General features: G+C 71.4%; 21 protein-coding genes. 11 read left to right on the top strand and 10 right to left on the bottom strand.

Features of this window, described 5'->3' with window-relative positions:
- Positions 1-48 precede the first annotated feature (48 nt).
- Together AB0L65_RS14020 and AB0L65_RS14015 are read right to left on the bottom strand one after the other, a co-directional pair.
- On the bottom strand, positions 49-852 hold the full coding sequence (locus AB0L65_RS14020) for an alpha/beta hydrolase (protein WP_364244516.1): 804 nt from the start codon (positions 850-852) through the stop codon (positions 49-51).
- Positions 853-883: 31 nt separating this feature from the next.
- Complete coding sequence (locus AB0L65_RS14015; RefSeq protein ID WP_364244513.1) at positions 884-1,330, bottom strand: helix-turn-helix domain-containing protein; 447 nt, start codon at positions 1,328-1,330, stop codon at positions 884-886.
- Positions 1,331-1,371: 41 nt separating this feature from the next.
- On the opposite strand from AB0L65_RS14015, the gene AB0L65_RS14010 reads away from it, so the two are divergent.
- Together AB0L65_RS14010 and AB0L65_RS14005 are read left to right on the top strand one after the other, a co-directional pair.
- On the top strand, positions 1,372-1,734 hold the full coding sequence (locus AB0L65_RS14010; RefSeq protein ID WP_364244510.1) for a nucleotide pyrophosphohydrolase: 363 nt from the start codon (positions 1,372-1,374) through the stop codon (positions 1,732-1,734).
- Between the two features lie 318 nt (positions 1,735-2,052).
- Positions 2,053-3,093 carry a hypothetical protein gene (locus AB0L65_RS14005; RefSeq protein ID WP_364244507.1) on the top strand — a complete coding sequence of 347 codons (1,041 nt, stop codon included), beginning with the start codon at positions 2,053-2,055 and terminating at the stop codon, positions 3,091-3,093.
- A 55-nt stretch (positions 3,094-3,148) separates the two neighbouring features.
- Here AB0L65_RS14005 and AB0L65_RS14000 read toward each other — a convergent pair whose 3' ends face one another.
- Positions 3,149-3,742: a TetR/AcrR family transcriptional regulator gene (locus AB0L65_RS14000; RefSeq protein WP_364244504.1), complete on the bottom strand. Its 594-nt coding sequence runs from the start codon at positions 3,740-3,742 to the stop codon at positions 3,149-3,151.
- A gap of 50 nt (positions 3,743-3,792) precedes the next feature.
- Here AB0L65_RS14000 and AB0L65_RS13995 point away from each other — a divergent pair, with 50 nt between their 5' ends.
- Positions 3,793-4,239 carry a hypothetical protein gene (locus tag AB0L65_RS13995; RefSeq protein ID WP_364244501.1) on the top strand — a complete coding sequence of 149 codons (447 nt, stop codon included), beginning with the start codon at positions 3,793-3,795 and terminating at the stop codon, positions 4,237-4,239.
- 16 nt (positions 4,240-4,255) lie between these two features.
- On the opposite strand, the gene AB0L65_RS13990 is transcribed toward AB0L65_RS13995, so the two are convergent.
- Positions 4,256-5,752 (bottom strand): MFS transporter, encoded by a 1,497-nt coding sequence (locus tag AB0L65_RS13990; protein ID WP_364244499.1) that lies wholly within the window; start codon positions 5,750-5,752, stop codon positions 4,256-4,258.
- Positions 5,753-5,841: 89 nt separating this feature from the next.
- Here AB0L65_RS13990 and AB0L65_RS13985 point away from each other — a divergent pair, with 89 nt between their 5' ends.
- Positions 5,842-9,006, top strand: coding sequence for a BTAD domain-containing putative transcriptional regulator (locus AB0L65_RS13985; protein ID WP_364244496.1), 3,165 nt, complete (start codon positions 5,842-5,844; stop codon positions 9,004-9,006).
- 3 nt (positions 9,007-9,009) lie between these two features.
- Here the strand turns inward: AB0L65_RS13985 and AB0L65_RS13980 are convergent, their stop codons facing one another.
- Positions 9,010-9,453 (bottom strand): SRPBCC domain-containing protein, encoded by a 444-nt coding sequence (locus tag AB0L65_RS13980; protein ID WP_364244494.1) that lies wholly within the window; start codon positions 9,451-9,453, stop codon positions 9,010-9,012.
- 97 nt (positions 9,454-9,550) lie between these two features.
- Between AB0L65_RS13980 and AB0L65_RS13975 the strand changes: the two genes are divergently transcribed.
- Positions 9,551-10,783: an amidohydrolase family protein gene (locus tag AB0L65_RS13975; RefSeq protein ID WP_364244491.1), complete on the top strand. Its 1,233-nt coding sequence runs from the start codon at positions 9,551-9,553 to the stop codon at positions 10,781-10,783.
- 11 nt (positions 10,784-10,794) lie between these two features.
- Positions 10,795-11,823, top strand: a complete 1,029-nt coding sequence (locus AB0L65_RS13970; RefSeq protein WP_363962710.1) for an alpha/beta hydrolase-fold protein — start codon at positions 10,795-10,797, stop codon at positions 11,821-11,823.
- Between the two features lie 29 nt (positions 11,824-11,852).
- Here AB0L65_RS13970 and AB0L65_RS13965 read toward each other — a convergent pair whose 3' ends face one another.
- Entirely contained in the window at positions 11,853-12,134 is a 282-nt protein-coding gene (locus tag AB0L65_RS13965; protein WP_364244488.1) for a TetR/AcrR family transcriptional regulator C-terminal domain-containing protein, read from the bottom strand.
- A gap of 95 nt (positions 12,135-12,229) precedes the next feature.
- Between AB0L65_RS13965 and AB0L65_RS13960 the strand changes: the two genes are divergently transcribed.
- Both AB0L65_RS13960 and AB0L65_RS13955 read left to right on the top strand, forming a co-directional pair.
- Positions 12,230-12,856, top strand: coding sequence for a TetR family transcriptional regulator (locus AB0L65_RS13960; RefSeq protein ID WP_364244485.1), 627 nt, complete (start codon positions 12,230-12,232; stop codon positions 12,854-12,856).
- Between the two features lie 15 nt (positions 12,857-12,871).
- Positions 12,872-13,711 (top strand): NAD(P)H-binding protein, encoded by an 840-nt coding sequence (locus tag AB0L65_RS13955; protein ID WP_364244482.1) that lies wholly within the window; start codon positions 12,872-12,874, stop codon positions 13,709-13,711.
- Positions 13,712-13,732: 21 nt separating this feature from the next.
- Here the strand turns inward: AB0L65_RS13955 and AB0L65_RS13950 are convergent, their stop codons facing one another.
- From AB0L65_RS13950 to AB0L65_RS13940, 3 genes are all read right to left on the bottom strand, one after another.
- On the bottom strand, positions 13,733-14,734 hold the full coding sequence (locus AB0L65_RS13950; RefSeq protein ID WP_364244479.1) for a hypothetical protein: 1,002 nt from the start codon (positions 14,732-14,734) through the stop codon (positions 13,733-13,735).
- A 145-nt stretch (positions 14,735-14,879) separates the two neighbouring features.
- Entirely contained in the window at positions 14,880-15,611 is a 732-nt protein-coding gene (locus AB0L65_RS13945) for an alpha/beta hydrolase (protein WP_364244476.1), read from the bottom strand.
- 241 nt (positions 15,612-15,852) lie between these two features.
- Positions 15,853-16,695, bottom strand: coding sequence for an SDR family NAD(P)-dependent oxidoreductase (locus tag AB0L65_RS13940; RefSeq protein ID WP_364244473.1), 843 nt, complete (start codon positions 16,693-16,695; stop codon positions 15,853-15,855).
- 90 nt (positions 16,696-16,785) lie between these two features.
- Between AB0L65_RS13940 and AB0L65_RS13935 the strand changes: the two genes are divergently transcribed.
- Entirely contained in the window at positions 16,786-17,364 is a 579-nt protein-coding gene (locus AB0L65_RS13935) for a TetR family transcriptional regulator (RefSeq protein WP_364244471.1), read from the top strand.
- A gap of 107 nt (positions 17,365-17,471) precedes the next feature.
- Here the strand turns inward: AB0L65_RS13935 and AB0L65_RS13930 are convergent, their stop codons facing one another.
- Positions 17,472-17,870, bottom strand: coding sequence for a VOC family protein (locus AB0L65_RS13930; protein WP_364244468.1), 399 nt, complete (start codon positions 17,868-17,870; stop codon positions 17,472-17,474).
- A gap of 92 nt (positions 17,871-17,962) precedes the next feature.
- Between AB0L65_RS13930 and AB0L65_RS13925 the strand changes: the two genes are divergently transcribed.
- Together AB0L65_RS13925 and AB0L65_RS13920 are read left to right on the top strand one after the other, a co-directional pair.
- Complete coding sequence (locus AB0L65_RS13925; protein ID WP_364244465.1) at positions 17,963-18,952, top strand: YafY family protein; 990 nt, start codon at positions 17,963-17,965, stop codon at positions 18,950-18,952.
- Positions 18,953-19,134: 182 nt separating this feature from the next.
- Positions 19,135-20,355 carry an exonuclease domain-containing protein gene (locus AB0L65_RS13920; protein ID WP_364244462.1) on the top strand — a complete coding sequence of 407 codons (1,221 nt, stop codon included), beginning with the start codon at positions 19,135-19,137 and terminating at the stop codon, positions 20,353-20,355.
- The last annotated feature ends 16 nt before the right edge of the window (positions 20,356-20,371 follow it).

The raw sequence follows: 20,371 nt of genomic DNA, 5'->3' as shown, positions 1-20,371 counted from the left end.
GCGCGGAAGCGTACAGGTTCGGGGCGACACCCACCGGAGCGAGGTGATTCAGCCGACGGTCTGGAGGACCTCGCGGAGCCGGGCCGCGTACGCCCGGGGATGGCTGGTGTTGCCGTTGTGCCCGCCCGGGAACTCCACCAGCTCCGTGCCCAGCAGCTCCGCCAGCTCGACCGCGCACCGGCGGTCGAAGACGTGGTGCGGGGTGGTGTGCCCGGCCGCGGGCACGATGCGGGTACGGCATTCGCTCAGGTCGAGCTCGTCCTCGACGACGGCGGTGAAGTCGTGGCGGATGAAGAAGTCGAAGTTCGCCTGCCGTTGCGGCGTGATGGGCTGCGGGGTCAGGTCGGTCTCGGCGTCGTCGGTGATGCCGAGCACCCGCTTCACCTGGCCGATCGCCGCGGGCAGGCCGCCTTCGCGGTAGAGCGACTGGAGCTCGGCCAGCTCCTTGCGGTGTTCGGCCCGTTCGGACCCGGGCAGCAGCCACGGCGAGACGGGCTCGTGCGCGATGAGCAGGCTGAGCTGTTCGGGGTGCTCGACGGCCAGGTGCAGCCCGATGGAGGCGCCCAGGCTCTGCCCCACCATGATCACGGGCTGGTCGGTGAGGTGGGCCAGCAGCCGGTGCACGTCGTCGGCGTGCTCGCGCACGCTCACGCCGGCGCCGGGGACCGTGCTGCGGCTGAGCCCGCGCCGGTCGTACGTGATCACCGTGTACGCGTCCACCAGCCGATCGACCAGGTCAACGGTGCGACCGGCGTCGCCCTCACCGCTCTGCGAGATCAGCAGGAGCGGGCCGCTGCCGCGCACCTCGTAGTAGAGGTCGACGCCCGGGATGCGCAAGATGTCTGCGTTCATGCCTCCAAGATAATCCATCAAATCTGATGCATCAAGTTCGATGCATTATTCCGGGGATCAGTTTGGCGGCCAGTTCCTCCAGGACCGCCACGGTCTCCGCCACGCGCCGCGGGTCCTCCGTGCCCAGCGCGACCCCCAGCGCGGCGTCGATCGGGGTGTCCCTGACCTGCGTCACCCGTTCGGACACCCCAGGCGCCTCGCGGATGATCGTGCGCCGCCGATCCGCGGGATCCGTCTCGGCGATCACCGCGTCCACGGAGCGCAGCCGTGCGATGGCCGCCGACACGGCGCTCTGCGGCAGCCCGGTCCGGGCGGCGATCTCACCCACGGTGGTGTCGGGGTGTCCGCGCAGGTCGCTCACCACGATCAGCACCGTGCGCACGCTCGTGGAGTGCTCACCGATGCCCTCGGTCGGCATGGCCTCCTCGCCGATCTTCATCAGCGTCCGGCCCAACAGGAACAGCTCGACCCCATTCACGAGCAGCAACATACCGGCGGTGATGGGTAGGGTCGTGCGACGTGACGACGGACTTGGAACGCCTTGCCGAACGCCTGCGCGAGTTCGCCAGGATCAGGGACTGGGAGCAGTTCCACACGCCCAAGAACCTGACGATGGCGCTGGCGGGCGAGGTCGGGGAGCTGGTGGCGGAGTTCCAGTGGCTCACGGCCGACGAGTCCGCTCAGCCCGATCCCGACGCGCTCGCCCGGATCCGTACCGAGCTGGGCGATGTCACCCTCTACCTGGTCCGGCTGGCCGACGTGCTGGGCGTGGACCTGGTGGAGGCGGCCCAGGCCAAGCTGGACGACAACGACCGCCGCTACGACGCCGACCGCTACCGCGGCTCGGCCAGGAAGGCCCCGCCCTCCTCGCACTCCGGCTGAACCCCGGCAGCACTCACGACCTTACAGACTGCGTCCTTTGCTGTAAGTTCGCTGGGAATCGGATCAAGGACGCGATGACGAGCCGTCGCGGCGACCTGGACCTTTCACTCCGCGTGACCGCCGAGCCGGATCGGCCCTGGAGCGGATCTTCGCAGTATGAGAGCCGACCACACCCCATTCGACACCGTGTTCGATTCTTGGATAGGTCACTTTCTGTGCTTCTTGACCGAATGTGCCGTTTTGTGGCGTGATGCGGATGTTTTGGATCGAGAGATCTTTAGATCCTCCTTATCTGCGACAAGAACGGAAAGATCAGTCATGAGACGCACACTGACCACGTTAGGCATCGGCCTGAGCCTGCTGGGATCCACCGTCATCTCCACCCCGGCGCAGGCCGAGGGCGAGATAACGGTGGCCCCTCTCGCCACTGTGTCGGCCGCTCAGGAGATCGCGCGGTTCTGGCTCGCCGACGGAGCCGCCAACCTGAAGAACGCCACCCCCTATGCCGTACAGACCGAGGTCCAGGGGGAACGCGTATCCATCCCTGTCTCCCCGGACACCAAGCCCGGCTCGGTCGCGCCGGTGGCGGGCCCGGCCGAGCCGAAGGGCAAAATGCCCACGAGCACGGGCAAGGTGTTCTTCATCGGTGGTGACGGGCAGCCGCACTGGTGCACGGGCACCGCACTGCAGTCGCAGTACCGCAACCTCGTCGCCACGGCCGGTCACTGCGTGTACGACATCGAGCGCTCCGACGCCACACTCGGCAAGTGGGTCTTCGTCCCCGGCTACACCGCCGGCACCACCCCGTGGGGCCTGTACGTCGGGAAGCAGTCCTTCGCCCACTTCGACTTCTCCACGTCCCAGAACTACGACCGCGACTTCGCCTTCGTGAACGTCTACAACGGCGTGGTCTCGCCCTCCCCCGACGTGCTGACCAACACCGGGAGGCTGGTCGACAACGTCGGCGGCCAGGGCTTCGCCTGGAACCAGCCGACGGACTCCATGATGGACGTCTTCGGCTACCCCGCCGGACCCAACCCTGACGGACGGCGACCCTACACGGGCGAGAACCTGGAATGGTCCACCGGGCCGATCTCCACCATGACGCTGTCCGGCCTCCCCGACGACCTGTTCCTCGGCGTCGAGTCGCCGTTCACCGGTGAAGGCTCTCTCGGCTCTTCCTGGCTGTACAAGTACAGCAGTGACTACCGTGCCGGCTACCTCAACGGCATCACGATCAGCGTTGCCGACACCAATGGCGACGGCCGCTACGACACCGGCGTCTCGCCGTACTTCGACGGCGCGGTGAGCGTCATCTACAGGGCCGCCACAATGGCCTGGACCGGCTCGATCGCGTAGAACAGCTACCGCGGCCGCTGCGCCTGCCCGGCCCGGGCGGGCGCGGCGGCCGCTGTCACGGACCGTCGCCCTTTCCGGTCAGGAGGCGGGCCACGTCGGAGGCCAGCGTGTTCGCCAGGGTGTCCAGCCGGGCGGGGTCTTCGAGCAGGAGGAAGAGCCAGGCGAAGATCGATCCCAGGAGCATGGCGTGGACGCGCGCGGGATCCGGCCGGGAGGGCAGTTCGCCGCGCGCCACCGCCCGGTCCAGCACCTCGGTCACGCACTCCCGCTCGGCCCTGACGAACGTCCCCGCGAACGCGGCGGCCATCCCCTCGTCCGCGTGCACGTCCGCCAGCAGTCCCGGCACGACCCCGGGCGGCGGCGTGCTCAGGGTGGTGGCGATGACGTGGGCGACGGCGGCCAGGTCGGTGGCCAGGGAGCCGGTGTCGGGCGGTGTCTCCAGCTCCAGGTCGTGCATGACGGCCGCGAAGATCATGGCCTGCTTGGTGGGGTGACGGCGGTAGATGGCGGCCTTTCCGACGCCTGCCCGTGCCGCCACCGCGTCCACGGTGAGCTGTGCGTATCCCTGCTCGGCCAGCAGTTCGCGGGCCGCCGCGGCGATGGCCCCGTCCACGCGCCCGTCCCTGGGGCGGCCCACCGGCTGTCTCATGTGCGCCAGCTTATTACGGAACCGACGGATCCGTAATACGATTCGGAACTATGAGTTCCGATACTTCCGTTCTCGTAAGGCGGGCGGGCGGGATGCTGGTGTTCCTGGGCTGCGTGCACCTGGTCGCCACCGCCGTGCTGAGCGCCGAGCACATTCCGGGCTGGTTCGGCGGGAGCATGTGGTTCTTCCCGCCGGGGCCGGAGGACCTGTCGCGGCTCGCGCCCGGCGTGGGGGCGTTCTGGCTGGTCTGGGGGAGCTTCGCGGTGCCGCTGGGGCTGATCGGGGCGCTGGTGGTGGGGTTCGGGCGGCGGGGGCGGGTGCCGCCTGCCTATCTCGGGATCGGGGTAGGGGTGTGGGCGCTGGGTGGTGCCGCGCTGTTCGAGCCGTCGCCCTTCGTGCTCGCGGTGGTGCCGGCCGTGCTGCTGCTGGTCGCCCATCGCCGGGAAACCGCAGAACGCGACGACGCCGGACGGGCCTCGGGGGCCGGTCCGGCGTGAGTCGCGGTACAGGGGGTCATGCCGCGTGGCGCCTGAGGATGGCGAGCGTGAGGGCGGCCAGGCCGACGAAGGTGATCGCGCTGACCATCGCCACCGTGTTGAGCCCCGTGGTGAACGCGGCCCGCGCCAGGTCCAGCAGGTCGGGCTGGTCCTTGGCGGCGATCACCGCGGCGGTGATGCTCTCGCGGACCGCCTCCACCGGCAGGTGCTCGGGGAGCTGCCCGCGGTAGACGGCGCTGCCGAGGCTGCCCAGCGCGGCCACGCCCACCGCGACGCCGAACTCACCGCCCGTCTCCGACAGCGAGGCCGCGGAGCCGGCCTTCTCCGCCGGCGCGGCCGTCATGATGACGCCGTTGCCCACGCCCATCGGCAGCGCGATGCCCGCGGAGGCCAGGACGAGCCCGGTCACGACCAGCCCGGTGCCGCCGGCGCTCGGCACCTGCGTGTGCAGGAACAGCCCGACCGCGCCCACGGCGAATCCGCCGGCCATGACGTACGCGGTGCCGACGCGGCGGGCGAGGGCGGGGGCCAGCGTCAGGGCGACGATCATGGCGAGGTTCTGCGGCACGAGCCAGAGACCCGCCTCCAGCGGGGACATGGCCTCGACGGTCTGCAGGTACTGGGTGGTCATCAGCGTCGTCCCGGCCATCACGACGCCGCCGAGCAGCATGGTCCCGAGCGTGGTCGCGAAGGCCCGGTTGCCGAACAGGCGCAGGTCGAGCAGGGGGTCGGCGAGCCGGCGCTGCCGCCGTACGAACACCACGGCGAACGCCGCCCCGGCCACGACCGCCGCCACGGGCACCGGGTGCCAGCCGCTCCGCGCGATCTCCTTGAGCCCGTACACGACCGGCAGGATGGTCGCGAGCGACAGCGCGACGCTGGCGAGGTCGAGCCGGCCCGCGTTCGGGTCGCGGTACTCGGGCAGCAGCGTCCGCCCGGCCACCAGCAGCGCCACCATGAACGGCACCCCCATCAGGAAGGCCGCCCCCCACCAGAAGTGCTCGAGCAGCAGCCCGCCCACGATCGGCCCGGCCGCCATGCCCAGCATGAAGCAGCTGAACCAGAGCCCGATCGCGGTCCCCATCTGCCTGGCGTCCTGGAACATGTTCCTGATCAGCGCCATCGACGACGGCATCAGCGTCGCCCCCGCGATGCCGAGCAGCGCCCGGGCCACGATCAGCATCTCGGCGCTCACCGAGTACGCGGCCACCACCGAGGCCGCGCCGAACGCCGTCGCCCCGATCATCAGCAGCCGGCGCCGCCCGATCCGGTCGCCCAGCGTCCCCATGGTGACCAGGAACCCGGCCAGCATGAAGCTGTAGACGTCCATGATCCAGAGCTGCTGCGGCGCGCTGGCCCCGAGGTCGGCGCTGAGGTGTGGCAGCGCCAGGTAGAGCACGCTGACGTCGACCGAGAGCAGCAGGGCCACGGAGGCCAGGACGGCCAGCCCGGTCCATTCCCGGCGGCCCGCGCGGGTGCCGGGAAGTGTGCCCTCGAGTGTGGTGGTGTTCATCTCGTTCCCCTTTCAGTTGCCTTCACCGTGCTGTAAGGGGCTTCCGATGTTCTTTTCGTGGGCTTAAGGCCGCGCATAAGGTGACGTCCATGCGTTTTGGGGTGCTGGGTCCGCTGGCCGTGTGGACGGATGCCGGCGAGAGCGTCACGGTTCCCGGGCTCAAGGTACGGGCGCTGCTCGTGGACCTGCTCGTCCACGAGGGCCATCCCGTGTCCGTGGACCGGCTGGTCGACGACCTGTGGGGCGCCGAGCCGCCGGGCAATCCGGCCGGGGCGCTGCAGGTGCGCGTCTCGCAGCTGCGCAAGGCGTTCGAGGACGCCGAGCCCGGCGGCAAGAACCTCGTCGTCTCCCGCGCCCCCGGCTACCTGCTGCGCCAGGAGGACGGGGCCGTGGACGCGGCGCGCTTCGCCGGCCTGCTGGCCCGGGCGGAGGCCACCGACAGCCCGCGGACCAGGGCGGGGCTGCTGGCCGACGCGCTGGCGCTGTGGCGGGGGCCGGCGTACGCCGACTTCGCCGACGAGGAGTACACCAGGTCGGCCATCCTGCGCCTGGAGGAGCAGCGGCTGTCCGCGCTGGAGCAGCATGCCGAGGCGCGGCTGGAGCTGGGCGAGCACGGCCTGCTGGTGGGCGAGCTGGGCGATCTGGTGGCCAGGCATCCGCTCAGGGAACGCCTGCGCGCCGTCCACATGCGGGCCCTCTACCGCGCGGGACGCCAGAGCGAGGCGCTGGCCTCGTACGGCGAGCTGCGGGACCGGCTGGCCGACGAGCTCGGCCTGGACCCGGGACCCGAGCTGGTCGCCCTGCACCAGGCGATACTCGGGCAGGACCCGGCCCTGAGCGTGCCCGCCGACCGCCCCGTCACGAACCTGCCCGCCTCCGTCAGCAAGCTCATCGGCCGGGACGAGGCGCTGGCCGAGGTGTGCGCGCTGGTGGGCGACGAACGGCTGGTGACGCTCACCGGCAGCGGCGGGGTCGGCAAGACCCGGCTGGCGCTGGAGGCCGCGAACCGGCTGGTGGACGGGTTCGCGGACGGGGCCTGCCTGGTCGCGCTCGACCAGGCGTCCCGCTCCCCCGCCGAGGCCGTGCTGGCCGCCCTGGACATCCGCGAGGACGCCGGCGCGCCCGCCGGGGAGCCGGCCTCCCAGGGGGACCGGGCGCTGGAGCGGCAGCTCGGCGCGGCGCTCAGGGCCAGGCGGATGCTGCTGGTCCTGGACAACTGCGAGCACGTGGTCGAGCAGGTCGCCGAGCTGGCCGAGGCGCTCCTACGCGCCTGCCCCGACCTGCGGATCCTGGCCACGAGCAGGGAGCCGCTGGCCGTGGCCGGCGAGGTGCTGTGGAGCGTGCCGCCGCTCGACGTGCCAGGCAGCGCCGATCTGGCGGTCATGGCGCGCTCGGACGCGGTCAGGTTGTTCGTGACCAGGGCCGCGGCCTCGGCGCGCGGGTTCGCGCTCGACGCGCGCAACGCGGCGGCCGTGGCGCAGCTCTGCCGGCGGCTCGACGGCATCCCGCTGGCGCTGGAGCTGGCCGCGACCCGGGTGCGGGCGCTGGGCGTCCAGGGCGTGGTGGGCAGGCTGGACGACCGGTTCAAGCTGCTGGCCTCGGGGCAGCGGGGCGCGCCGGCCCGCCAGCAGACGCTCACCGCGGTGATCGACTGGAGCTGGGACCTGCTGTCCGACGACGAGCGCCGCGTCCTGCGCCGCCTCGCCGTGCACGCCGACGGCTGCACGCTGGAGGCCGCCGAATCCGTCTGCGACGCCCCTGAGCTCGACGCGCTCGACGTGCTCGACCTGCTGGCGCGCCTGGTCGACCGCTCGCTCGTGGTCGTCGTCGAGGCCCCCGCCGGAGTCCGGTACCGGCTGCTGGAGTCGGTGTCGGAGTACTGCCGGGCCAAGCTGTCCGACGCGGGCGAGCTCGACCGGGTACGCCTCGCGCACCTGCGCCACTACCTGGCGCTGGCCGTACAGGCCGAGCCGGGGCTGTACGGGCATGACCAGCGGGACTGGCTGCTGCGCCTGGACGCGGAGGCCGCCAACCTGCGGGCGGCGCTCGACACGGCGGTCGCCGGCAAGGACGCCGACAGTGCGGCCCGGCTGGTGAACGCGCTGGCCTGGTACTGGTTCCTGCGCGGCCGGCTGGCCGAGGGCCGGCGGTCGCTGGCGGCGGCCCTGTCCGTCGATGGGCCTGCCTCCCCGGCCCGGGCGCGGGCGGCGGCCTGGGAGGCCGGGTTCGCGCTCATGCTGGGTGAGGAGGTCGACTGGGAGCCCGTGCTGGCGGCGGTCGAGGACCCGGGCGAACGGGCCAGGGCCGAGCTGTTCGTGAGCATGCACGTCAAGGACATGCCGACGGGGCAGAAGCTGGTGGGCCGGGCGCTGCCCACGTTCAGGGAGACCGGCGACCGGTGGGGCGTCGCGGCGGCGCTCGCCAGGCAGGCCAGGGACGCGTTCACGACGCGGGACATCGAGGCGCTCGAACGGACCGGCGAGGAGAGCGCGCGGCTGTTCACCGAACTGGGCGACCGGTGGGGGCTGCTGCAGGCCACGGCCTGGCTGGCGTCGCTGGCCGAGATGGCGACCGACGCGGAGCGGGCCACCCGGCTGTTCGGCGAAGGGCTGCGGATGGCCGAGGACCTGGGGCTGTGGCCGGAGGTCTCCACGCGCATCGCCTGGCTGGGCTGGATCGCGATGCAGACCGGCGACTACGACCGCTCCATGGAGTTCTGCGAGCGGGCCATGAAGCTGGCGCAGAGCCAGGGCTACATGGAGGGCACGATCATGGGTGAGATGGGCCTCGCCTTCGCCGCGCGCCGGGCCGGGCGGCTGGACCTGGCCGAGACGCACCTGCGCCGGCTGCTCGAAGGGGTGCCGCGCGGCGCGGACGTCGAGCCCCCCTTGTACGTGCCGGACACGCTGATCGAGCTGGGCTACCTCACGGAGCTGCGCGGGGACCCGGCCGCGGCCATGGAGCTGCACGTGGAGGCGCTGGCCGCGGCCCGCAGGATGGGCGACGTCAGGACGATGGCGTTCGCCGTGGAGGGCGCGGCCTCGGCCGCGGGGCCGACCGAGAAGGCGGCCGTGCTGCTGGGGCTGGCGGCCGCGGCCAGGGAGCGGAACCAGACCCCGGCGGGGGCGGCCGAACGGGCCGACGTCGAGCGGGCGGCGGCGCGGGTACGCGAGGCGCTCGGCGAGGAGGCCTTCGCGGCCGCGTACCGGGAGGGCGCCACCCGCAAGCTCGACGAGGCGGCCGACCTGCTCTGAGGGCTAGGCAAGGTACTCGGCCAGGCGGTCGAAGAACTCGGTCCAGCCCGCCTTGGCCTGCTCGGCGTGCGCGGGGTCGGTGTTGACGCCGTACTGGTGGAAGCGCATCCCCGTCTTGCCGTCCGCCTCGGTGAAGTCGATCGTGACGACCGACGCTGGCCCCTCGCCCGGGTTGTCCGGGTCGCCCGTGGTGAACACCAGCCGCTCCGGCTCCGTCACCTCGCGGTAGGTGCCGTCCAGCGTCGCCTCGAACCCCTCCTCGCCCACCAGCGTGGCCCGCCAGACGCCGCCGGGGCGGGTGTCCAGGGTGATCCGGCCGACCGGGGTGCTGAGCATCCGCGGCCCGAACCACTGCGAGAAGCGCTCCGGCTCGGTCCAGGCGGCCCACACCAGCTCGCGGGGGGTGTCGAAGAGGCAGTTGATCTCGTATTCGGCGGTCTGGGTCATCGTCGTGTCCTTTCCGGTTCGTTCGATGGCTCAAAGGTCGCAGGGCGCGCTTCAGATCTCCTTCTCGTGGCCTTAAGGCGCGTGGCAGGCTGGCGGTATGAGGATCATTCGCGCCGCCAGAGTGCTCACCGGCCGGCCCGGAGAGGTGATCGCCGACGGCGAGGTCCTCGTCGACGGCGAGGTCCTCGTCGACGGCGACCGGATCGTCTCCGTGGGGCCGCGCGGCAGCGGGGGCGAGGCCGCCGAGGTCCTCGACCTGCCGGGCCACACGGTGCTGCCCGGGCTGATCGACGCGCACGTGCACCTGGGGTTCGACGCGAAGGTGGACCCGGTGACCCGGCGCAGCTCCGAGAGCGACCACCACCTGCTGTTACGCATGGCCGAGAACGCGCGCAAGCTCGTCTCCGCCGGCGTCACCACCGCCCGCGACCTGGGCTCGCGCGGCTTCCTCGACCTGGCCCTGCGCGACGCGATCGAGGAGGGCCTCACGGTCGGCCCGCACATCGTGGCCGCCACCAGGCCCATCACGATCACCGGCGGCCACTGCTGGTACATGGGCGGCGAGGCCGACGACGAGCCCGCCATCCGCCGCGTCGCCAGGGAGAACCTCCGGGCGGGCGCCGACTGCCTGAAGGTGATGGCCTCCGGCGGCCTGATGACGCCGGGCGCGCCACCGAGCTGGGTCCCGCAGTACGGCACCGGGCAGCTCAGGGTCGTCGTGGAGGAGGCCGCCTCGCGCGGCAAGGGCGTGGCCGCCCACGCCCACGCGCACGCCTCCATCCGCAGCTCCATCGAGGCGGGCGTCACGACGCTGGAGCACTGCACGTTCTTCGGCCCGTCGGGGCACGACTACGACGCCGAGCTGGCCGACCTCGTCGCGGCCAGCGGCACGTACGTGTGCCCCACCGTGCACGGCGTGTTCTGGCGGATGCGCGAGACCTACGGCCCCGAGATGATCGATGCCTGGCTGAACGCGGTGGCCGCCATGCGGGAGGCCGGGATCCGGCTCGTCGCGGGCACCGACGCCGGGTTCACCAACGGCGGCATCGCCAACGAGACCGACGGGTACGTCGCCGGCCTGGAGGTGTTCGCGGAGGCCGGGTTCGGCCACGCGGAGATCATCGAGATGGCCACCGTGCGCGCCGCCGATGCCTGCGGGGTGAGCGGGGTGACCGGCAGCCTGGAGGCGGGCAAGCGGGCCGACCTGATCGCGGTCAAGGGCGATCCGCTCGAACGCCTGGCCGACCTGCGCGATCTCACACTCGTCCTGATCTCCGGTCGATCCGTCACGCAGACGGGCATCGACACGGTGACCTCGTCCGTCGGCTGAGAGGATTCTTCATGCTGCCCTGGTCCGCCGAGCTGGCCGGCCGTCTCGACCACGCCGTCATCGACAGCGCCCTGCTGCGCGGCAACCCCCTGGGGGATCCGCACGAGCGCCCGATCATGGTGTACGTCCCGCCCGGGTACGACGACGATCCCTCCCGTCGCTACCCCTCGATCTACGTGCTGCTCGGCTACACCGGCCACGTCGCCATGTGGCTGAACCGGGCTCCGTTCCGCCAGCCGTACCCGGAGCTCGCGGACGCCGCCTTCGCCTCAGGGGAGGCCCTGCCCGCGATCGTCGTGTACGTGGACGCGTGGACCTCGCTCGGCGGCAGCCAGTTCCTCGACTCCCCCGGCACCGGGCGCTACCACTCCTACCTGCGGGACGAGGTCGTGCCGTGGGTGGACGCCCGCTACCGCACGATCGCCGACCGCGACCACCGGGCGGTCACCGGCAAGTCGAGCGGCGGCTACGGGGCCATGGTCACCGCGATGCTGGCGCCCGACGTGTTCGGCGCGCTGGCCACGCACGCCGGCGACGCGTTGTTCGAGGTGTGCTCGCGCGGGTCGTTCCCCGAGGTGGCGCGCAGGCTGCGGGACATGTACGACGGCTCGTACGACACGTTCCTCGCCGACTTCCGCGGGCGCCTGGCCGGGACCAAGGAGGGGGACCTGGAGCTGCTGGAGATGTACGCGTACGCGGCCGCCTACTCGGCGGACCCCGACGGGACCGTCCGCGTGCCCTTCGACGACACGGGCGCCGTCGTGCCGGAGGTGTGGGAGCGCTGGCTGTCCTGGGATCCCGTGCTGATGGCCCCGCGGCACGCCGAGGCCCTGCGCTCGATGCGGGCGATCTGGGTGGACGCCGGGAGCAAGGACGAGTACTTCCTGGACTTCGGGGCGGTGGCATTCCGGCGGGCGCTGGAGGCGGCGGGCGTCAAGGACGAGAACGTCTACTTCGAGCTCTTCGACGCCGGCCACGGCGCCATCGAGTACCGCTACCCGCTCGCCCTCGCCTGGTTGTCGCGCCGCCTGACCCCCTAAGGACCGGAGGCTGCGCACGCCGGCGAGGATCAGGCGCGGAAGGCCGCGTCGCGCTGCTCCCTGGGCCAGGTCTCGGCCTTCCCGCCCTGCTCCTCGACCGTGTAGCCGGTCACGTAGGCCATGACGGTGTCCACGGCCACGGCGGTCCTGTCCGCGGGGATGCCCGCCGCGGCCAGGGCCGCTATGAGCGCGTGGAAGCCGGCCACGGCCTCCTCCTGGCCGAGGTCCACCGGGGCGAGCGGGACCTCCGGTCGGCGCTGACGGAATACCAGGCCGACCTGCTGGAACGCGGGAACGCGGCGGTGGAGCACGGCAAGGAGGCCATGAAGCGGTTCGTCCCTACGGACTCTCAATCATCTAGGTGACACTTGTCAACCAAACGATTGATGCTCTACCGTCCTTGCACATGGCGGCACGAAGGGCGCCGCGCCCTGAGGAGCGCGGCAAGGCGGCGGAGCTGACGCGGGAGCGGATCCTGCGGGCCGCCGTGAGCGAGTTCGGCGAGAAGGGATATTCCGGCGCGCGCACCGCCGGGATCGCCGCCCGCGCCGGCGTCAACCAGCAGCTGATCTCCTACTACTTCGGCGGCAAGCAGGGACTGCTGGAGGAGCTGCGGCGGCGCCGGCAGGCGGACGAGGCCGCGTCCGACGCCTCGTCCGTCTCGTTCGCGGAGTCGGTCGGGGCCCAGCTGGAGCGCACGCTCGACGACCCGGAATGGGCGCGGCTGGTGGTGTGGCAGGCGCTGGGCGACTGCCCGTTCGCCGACGCCGAGGAGGGACAGCGGTTCGCGCAGGCGCAACGCGCCCGGATGGCCGAGTCGCTGGAGCGGATGCGCGGGCGGCAGGCGGCCGGGGAGGTCACCGATCGGGTCGATCCGGCGTTCGCGCTGCTGGTCGCCTATGCGGTGGTGTTCGCGCCGATCACGATGCCGCAGTTCGTCCGGGACATCTTCGGCGACGAACCGCTCTCGCCCGAGGTGCGCCGCCGCCTGCACGGTGAGCTGGTCAGGCTTCTCGGCCAGGCCGAGGATTAGGGAGGTTCTGCGGCGATGGTGATGGTGGTCTTCGGGGCTCGGGGCAGTGTGGGGCGCCATGTCGCCGCCGGTCTGCTGGCGGCCGGCGAACAGGTGCGGGTGACGAGCAGGGACCCGGAAAAAGGCGGCCTGCCCGCTTCCGCGGAGGTCGTGGCGGCCGATCTGGACCTTCCCGAGACGTTGCCCGCCGCGCTGGAGGGCGCCACGAAGGTGTTCGTGTACGCCAAGCCGGACGGTGTCGCGGGCTTCGTCGAGGCGGCCCGGTCGGCCGGGGTGCGGCAGGTGGTGCTGCTGTCGTCGGCGGCGGTCGTGATCGAGGGCTCCGAACACAACCCGATCGCCGTGCACCACCAGGTCGTCGAGACGGCCGTGGAGGGCTCGGGGCTGGACTGGACGTTCATCCGGCCGGGGATGTTCGCGACGAACACGCTGTGGTGGTGGCAGGCGGCGATCCGGGGCGGGGGCGGGGTGCGGCTGCCGTACCCGGAGGCCGAGACCGCCCCCATCCACGAGAAGGACCTGGCGGCGCTCGCGGTGACGGCGTTGACGGAGTCCGGGCACGAGCGGCTGGCGTACACCGTGTACGGGGTGGAGTCGCTCACGTTGCGGCGGCAGGTCGAGCACATCGGGGAGGCGATCGGGCGTGCGATCGCCGTCGAGGTGGTGTCGGAGGCGCAGGCGCGGGAGGAGATGGGCCGGACGACGCCGGCGGTCGGCGTCGAGGTGATCATGAAGCAGTGGGCGGCCCGCGACGGCATACCCGCGCAGACCTCGACGGCGGTGGAGAAGGTGACCGGCCGCCCGGCGCGCACATTCGCCGAATGGGCCGTCGACCACGCGGACGACTTCCGCTGAGCGCGGGTGCGGCCGGCGTCTTCACCTGTTCTGCGGGGGTGTCTTCTTCCTGCGGCCGCGGCGGGGGCTCGATCCGCGCGGGTTCTGCGGCGGCCCAGGCCTGGGCTCGACTCCCGGCGCGTACCCGGGTGAGCGATACAGGGGCCGGCCTCCGTACCAGCCCCACATGAGGCAGATCAGCCCCACGAGCAGGGCCAGGACCGGCACCAGGTAGAGCAGCGCGTCGAGCCGGAGCAGCCCGGCGGCGGTCACCCCCGTGATCGACGCGACCAGCACCCAGCCCGGCCCGTGCCAGTACGGTTTCCCCAACGGCCTGTCGGACTCCTCCCAGCCCCGTGGCGTGCGCCGCCGGAGCCGCCCCGCCGGCCACAGCCGCGTGCCGCCCCCGGTGATCACGACCGCTCGCCTGAACGGCCCTCCCCCGATCCGCACCTGCGCCTTCAGCCCCTCCGCCCGCTCATCGACGGCGGGATCCCAGTGGACACGCTGGTAGTACGGCCTCGCCCCGCGCTCGGGGACGAGCTTCAGGTACGGGCTGAACCAGCGGACCCCCTTCGTCCTGTACTCCAGGATCAGCGGCCGGACCTGCCACCGCACCTCGGCCGCCGACGCCGCGTGCCGGTTGAGCAGGAACCGGGCCAGCACCAGGACGAGCCCGAGCCCGTAGACCCCCGCGACGACGAACGGAGCCCGCCTGAGCATGTCCCCGGGAGGGGGCACGTCCTCATCTCCGGTGGGGAACACCAGACCGCCGGGCTCGGCCGGGTCGTAGCGGATGGGCAGCACCGAGCCCCGCACGAAATGTTCGGAGTCGGCCTGGATCATCGTCTGATGGCTGTTCCTGCCGTCGGACCAGTCCAGGTAGAACATCTCCGGATTGCCCCGGTCGTCGAAGTCGATGTACTGCACCGTGGCCGCGGCCCTCGCCGTGGCGCGAGAATCCGCGTCGGCGACGCCGGCGGCCTGGACCGCGAGTACGCCGAACGCCACCAGCGCTCCCAGCGTGAAACCCCCGAGCGACACCAAGGCGATACGAGATATCGGCCGCAAGCCATGCACCCACACAGTTTGGCGGGAGGGTCTTTCGCCACGCTTTCATCAGTCTGTCGCCGTTCTCCGCGCCTTCCGTTCGTAGTCGGCTGACGCGTCAGCCGACTACGGACGGGTGTCAGCCCAGATGCCGGGCGAAGAACCGCAACGAGCTGTCGGTCTCGAACCGCGGCAGATCTCCGTGCTTGCCGGGATTCGCGTGCAGCGTCTTCTCGGCCGAAGCGAAGGCGTCGAACAACGCCAGGCCCTCGGCCCGCGGCACCCGCTCGTCATCCCACTGGAGCAGGAACTGCACCGGCACGGTGATCTGCGCCGCGGTCCCGGCCAGCGTGGTCGCCCCGAGCAGGCCCAGCACCGCGGCGCCGACCCGGGGTTCCGCGGCGACGAACGGGACACCGAGCCCGCAGCCCATCGACATGCCCCAGTAACCGACCGGACCTGTGCCGACGTGGTCGAGCTGCTGGAGCGCGGTCAGGACCGCCTGCCATTCCGCGACGGCCTGCCCGGCCAGGAGGCTGTGCATGGCGAGGACCTGCGCGGTCGCGTCCTCGCCGGCGGCCGCACGGGCCCGCATCTCGGTCGCGATCCGGCCGAACTCCTCGCCCTTCGGCCGCTCGCCGTGGTTGGGCGCGTCGATCGCGGCGACCGCGAACCCGCCCTCGGTGACGAAGTCGTGCGCGCGGGCCAGGATGCCCGGTGCCTTCTTGTGCTGCCCGCCACCGTGTCCCATCAGGATTAGAGGACGGGTGCTCGGGGCGGCTTCCGGCGTCCACAGCACGCCGGGGATCTCGCCGAGGGTGAAGAGCTGTTCGGTGACGCCGTCCGACGACGTCCGGGAGATGAAGTGCATGGCGTTTCAAGCCTTTCGGGAGGCCTTCTGCGGGCGCTCCCTAGACCATGCGTGGGAGGGAGCCCCGACCTGTCACAGCGTTGATCGGTCTCACCTCCTCGAGTTCGCGGCGATGCACGGCGCCGCCGAAAGTATCACAAGAGGCACCGCTCGCGTGACATCAGGCATGGGGTCCGGCCGGGTGCCGCTGGGGTTCCAGTGAGCTTGCTCCTTGCGCTTGCCGCGGGGCCGCCGCGGTGCGTTACCGAGTTGCGGCGATCTGTCCGAGCAGGTCCGTCGTCACGCGGTCGAGGCGGGCCGCAGCGTCCGGGTCGAAGTCCTTGCCGGTCATCGGCAGCGGCTTGCCGCGCATGTAGGCGGTGACCGCGGGTTCGGGCGCGGCGTCCAGCAGTGCGGCGATCGGCACGATCGCCTTGCCGACCGGCATCGCGAAGAACCGGGCGAGCGCCTTGGTGACGGCACGCCTGGGCTGCGGCAGCGGGTCGGCCATGCTCGTGTTCACGAAGCCGGGGTTGTAGAGGACATAACGCGTACGGGCGGCCGGGTAGCGAGCGGGGAAGCCGGCTCCCAGCAGGTCGTTGCAGCGCGAGGACTGCATCGCCGCGCGCATCCCCGTGTAGTCCTCGCGCCATTGCAGGTCGTCCCAGTTGACGCGGCCCGGCAGTCCGCCGGGTCCGGCGATGTTCATCACGACGGGCGCCTGCGCGCGTTCCAGGTGCTCCATCAGGCCGTGGCCGATGACGAACCGGCTCAGGTAGGCGAGCGCGAAGGTGAACTCCAGCCCGTCCGCCGTCTCCTCGCGCTTGGGCCGGAACCGCTGGGCCGCGAACACCAGCCCGTCCACGGCCTCTGCGGTCGCCTTGACCTCCTCGACCACCTGCCGCATGCCCGCGACGGTGCTCAGGTCGGCCCGGAGAAACACGGCCCTGCCCTCGGCGCCGAGCCCGTGCGCTTCGGCGAGGAAGGCACGCCCCTTGTCCTCCCCGCTGGCCACGGCGATCACGCTGTCCCCGCGCCGCAGGAAATGCAGCCCCAGGCCCTTGCCCATGCCGTCCGTGCCGCCGGTGATCACGTATGTACGCATTCCCGAGCCCCCTCAAGTCATCGATCGGTGACAAGAATGCTAGGCCCGGCTGCTGGTTAAGTCAACGTACGATGACTTAGGATGATTTGCATGGACCAGCCGAAACGCCGCGACAAAGCCGCCACCCGCGCCAAGCTGCTCGACGCCGCCCGCCTGCGCTTCGCCCGTCAGGGCTACGACGGCACCGGCGTACGTGAAATCGCGGCCGACGTGGGCGTCGATCCGGCTCTGGTCTTCCGCTACTTCGGCTCGAAGGAGCAACTCCACGAGGAGGCCGTACGCGTGGAGATCCCGGCCGGCCTCACCGACGATCCGGCGCGTCCGCTCACCCACATCACCGACACGCTGCTGCACGATGTCGTCTTCGCCGACTGGGAGCAGTTCGCCGGCGAGCACCCGCTCCTGGTGATGCTGCGCTCCGCGGGACGCCCGGCCATCCGCGACCAGTTGCGTACGCAGATCTGCGAGGGCTACCTGCCCGACTTCGCCGAGCGGATGGGCGGCGAGAACCCCGCCCTGCGGGCCGAGATGGTGGGCGCGCTGCTGCTCGGCATGGGGGTGATGCGCTCGCTGCTCGGCAGTCCTGCCCTGAGCGACGCCTCCTTCGAGGAGACGCGCGCGCTGGTCGCCCGGCTGGTCACCGCCTTGAGCGATCAATCCCCTCGATAACTCCCTGGTTATGCTCCCATGCGCCTTGTGTCGCGGAGCGCCGACCCGGCGTGGGGCTGACCCGAGTCACGGTGATCGGCGGCGTTCGTGCTCGGCGGTGCGTGGCGTCAACCTGCGAACTTCTCGACAGCCGCCGGGGTGACGGGGGTGAAGAAGTTGACGAGGTTGCCGTCGGGGTCGCGGAACAGCAGCGACCGGTTGCCCCAGGGCATCGTGGTGGGCTCGTTGACGAAGTCGGTCACGAAGCCGGTCAGGTTCTGGTGAACGCGATCCACGTCGTCGACGAGGAACTCGGTGATCACGCTGTGGTTGTCCGCCGGGCGGGCAGAGCCCGGGGCGAACAGCGGGACGGTGCGGGTGCCGGCGATCGCGAGGGTGGCCTTGGGGGTCTTGAGTTCGGCGAAGTCCTCGGTGGCCCACATCGCACGCACCCCTGTGGCTCGTTCATAGAACTCGACGAGGCGCGCGACGTCGCTGGTGATGATCCGGATCGAGACGAAGTTCATGGGGAGCTCCTTGGCTGTGCTGAAGTCGTGCGCTTCGCAGACTAGGAGAAATACTGGACAGAATCGGTCCTGTATTCGCATAGGCTGCGAACATGCCTCGACCCACCGGGCGCGTGCTGACACTCCTGGAGCTGCTGCAGTCGGGCGGCATCCGGACCGTGGCCGAACTCGCCGACCGGCTCGGCGTCGAAGGACGTACCGTGCGGCGGTATGTGGACCAGCTGATCGATCTCGACGTGCCCGTGGAGTCGGTGCGCGGCCGCTACGGCGGGTACCGGCTCGCTCCCGGGTACCGCCTGCCGCCGCTCATGCTCAGCGACGACGAGGCGCTGGCCGTGCTGCTCGGCCTGGTCGCCGGCCGCCGGGCAGGGTTGATGACGACGCAGCACACGGCGAGTGAGACGGCATCGGCCAAGATCCGGCGGGTGCTGCCCAGGCACATCGCCCGCCGGCTCGACACACTCCTGGAGTCTCTCGCCTTCACGGACCAGCCCGGTGAGTTCGCCGCCCCGGACGCCGGGGTCCTGCTCACCATCGCCGACGCGGTACGCCACCGCCGACCGGTCTCGATCCGATACACCGACCGCGACGGGCGGCTCAGCGAACGCACGCTGCACGCGTACGGGATCGTCGCCCATTCGGGCCGGTGGTACGTCACCGGCAACGACGCCCGGATCGGCGAGGACCGAACCTTCCGGCTCGATCGCATCGCGGACGCGAGGGCCCTGCCCGGCTCATTCGACGCGCCCGCGGGTCCGGATCCGGCACAGCGCGTGTTGTCAGGGTTCGCCACGGCTGAGTACCGGCATGAGGTGACCTTGCGGATCCACGGGACGGTTGAGCAGATTCGCGCCCACCTTCCCGCCAGCGTCGCGAGCCTGGAGGAGCACGAGCCCGCGGCCGGCCAGGACCGGGCGAGCGAGCGCTGGCTGCGCGTCGAGCTACGGGTGGAGCGGCTCGACTGGTTGCCTCCGGCACTCGCCGCACTCAACCGGCCGTTCGTCATCGAGCGTCCCGACGAACTGCGCGACCGCGTCATCGCGCTCGCCGACCACCTCGCGTCCTACGCCCGCCAAGCCTGACGGCGAGGGACCAATGTCATGAGGTGACATACCTGGTCGTCGTCGGGCAGGGGCCGGTCGCCGGACGTGACCAGGCCCAGGGCGAGGACCGCCGCGGTACGGCGGCGCGCTCGGCCGGTGGAGTCGCCACCCTTGGAAGGGGGCATATCCCGACCGAAAGCCATCAGAGGGAAGGCGGGCCGATGGCGACGGCTCCTCACGGCTACGCGGTCATCGACACCGAGACGACCGGGCTGCGACCTACCTGGCATGACCGGATCATCGAGCTGGGCATCGTGCACCTGGACGCGTCCGGCGAGGTCACCCGCGAGTGGGGGACGCTCGTCAACCCTGGGCGTGATCTGGGACCGCAGCGGATCCACCGCATCATCGCCGCCGACGTACGTCACGCGCCGCCCTTCGCGGAGATCGCCGGGACCGTCGCGGCCCTCCTTCGAGACCGGGTCGTCGTCGCCCACAACCTGCCTTTCGACCTTCTCTTCCTGGTCGACGAGTTCAGGCGGCTCGGCGTGGATGTCCCGCTCGCGCCGGAGGCGGGGGTGTGCACCATGGCATGGGCGCCGCACTTCTTACCCGGGGCGCCGCGCAATCTCGCCGGGTGCTGCGCACTCGCCGAGGTCCCGCTGGACGGACATCACGACGCGCTCGTCGACGCGCGGGCCGCCGCCGGCCTCCTTCGCCACTACATCACCCTCGCCAGAGCACAGGTGCCCTGGAGCGACCGGCTCAACGCCCCCTCATCTGCAGGCTGGCCCGATCTCCCCGACTCAGGGCTGCCGATGGTGCGGCGGGGCGTCTCCGCCGAACGCGACACCCATTTCCTGGCCCGGATCCTGGACAGACTGCCGCGCGTGCCCGAGCCCGCCGCGGCCGATTCCTACCTCGCCCTGCTCGACCAGGTGCTCCTGGACCGCCATGTCTCTCCGACAGAGGCCGACGCCCTCATCGGGTTCGCCTCGGCAGTAGGTTTGAGCAGGAGCGACGTCGAGCAGTTGCACCGCGACTACCTGGCCGGGCTCGTCCGCGCCGCGCTGGCCGAGGGCACCGTGGACGACGCTCAACGGGACGAGCTCACGCGCGTCGCCGGCCTTCTCGGGCTGCCCGACGACGCCACTGAGCAGGCCCTGGCACAGGCGGACGGGCAGAGGCCGCAGTCGTTCACCAGGTTTCAGCTGAATCCAGGTGACCTGATCGCCTTCACCGGCGAGACGGAAGTCAGGCGGGAGGTCCTGGAGGAACGTGCCCGCGTGGCGGGACACGTCCCGTATCCCCGGGTCACCAGGCAGGTCAGGCTGCTGGTCGCCGCCGACCCGGACACCCTCTCCCAGAAGGCCCGCAGGGCGCGGATCCATGGCATACCGATCGTGACCACCGAGGCTTACCTGCGGCTGATCAGCCAGTAGCGGAATCCCGAGGAGA

Source organism: Nonomuraea sp. NPDC052116 (assembly GCF_040680035.1).
GTDB lineage: Bacteria > Actinomycetota > Actinomycetes > Streptosporangiales > Streptosporangiaceae > Nonomuraea > Nonomuraea angiospora_A.
Note: the sequence above shows the minus strand (reverse complement) of the source record. Positions and strands in the feature narration are given on the sequence as shown.

Excerpts from the sequence above, each read along its gene's own strand:
- AB0L65_RS14020 (WP_364244516.1), bottom strand. The coding sequence starts at position 852 with ATGAACGCAGACATCTTGCGCATCCCGGGCGTCGACCTCTACTACGAG.
- AB0L65_RS14005 (WP_364244507.1), top strand. The coding sequence starts at position 2,053 with ATGAGACGCACACTGACCACGTTAGGCATCGGCCTGAGCCTGCTGGGA.
- AB0L65_RS14000 (WP_364244504.1), bottom strand. The coding sequence starts at position 3,742 with ATGAGACAGCCGGTGGGCCGCCCCAGGGACGGGCGCGTGGACGGGGCC.
- AB0L65_RS13995 (WP_364244501.1), top strand. The coding sequence starts at position 3,793 with ATGAGTTCCGATACTTCCGTTCTCGTAAGGCGGGCGGGCGGGATGCTG.
- AB0L65_RS13990 (WP_364244499.1), bottom strand. The coding sequence starts at position 5,752 with ATGAACACCACCACACTCGAGGGCACACTTCCCGGCACCCGCGCGGGC.
- AB0L65_RS13985 (WP_364244496.1), top strand. The coding sequence starts at position 5,842 with ATGCGTTTTGGGGTGCTGGGTCCGCTGGCCGTGTGGACGGATGCCGGC.
- AB0L65_RS13980 (WP_364244494.1), bottom strand. The coding sequence starts at position 9,453 with ATGACCCAGACCGCCGAATACGAGATCAACTGCCTCTTCGACACCCCC.
- AB0L65_RS13975 (WP_364244491.1), top strand. The coding sequence starts at position 9,551 with ATGAGGATCATTCGCGCCGCCAGAGTGCTCACCGGCCGGCCCGGAGAG.
- AB0L65_RS13970 (WP_363962710.1), top strand. The coding sequence starts at position 10,795 with ATGCTGCCCTGGTCCGCCGAGCTGGCCGGCCGTCTCGACCACGCCGTC.
- AB0L65_RS13960 (WP_364244485.1), top strand. The coding sequence starts at position 12,230 with ATGGCGGCACGAAGGGCGCCGCGCCCTGAGGAGCGCGGCAAGGCGGCG.
- AB0L65_RS13955 (WP_364244482.1), top strand. The coding sequence starts at position 12,872 with ATGGTGATGGTGGTCTTCGGGGCTCGGGGCAGTGTGGGGCGCCATGTC.
- AB0L65_RS13945 (WP_364244476.1), bottom strand. The coding sequence starts at position 15,611 with ATGCACTTCATCTCCCGGACGTCGTCGGACGGCGTCACCGAACAGCTC.
- AB0L65_RS13940 (WP_364244473.1), bottom strand. The coding sequence starts at position 16,695 with ATGCGTACATACGTGATCACCGGCGGCACGGACGGCATGGGCAAGGGC.
- AB0L65_RS13935 (WP_364244471.1), top strand. The coding sequence starts at position 16,786 with ATGGACCAGCCGAAACGCCGCGACAAAGCCGCCACCCGCGCCAAGCTG.
- AB0L65_RS13930 (WP_364244468.1), bottom strand. The coding sequence starts at position 17,870 with ATGAACTTCGTCTCGATCCGGATCATCACCAGCGACGTCGCGCGCCTC.
- AB0L65_RS13925 (WP_364244465.1), top strand. The coding sequence starts at position 17,963 with ATGCCTCGACCCACCGGGCGCGTGCTGACACTCCTGGAGCTGCTGCAG.
- AB0L65_RS13920 (WP_364244462.1), top strand. The coding sequence starts at position 19,135 with ATGGCGACGGCTCCTCACGGCTACGCGGTCATCGACACCGAGACGACC.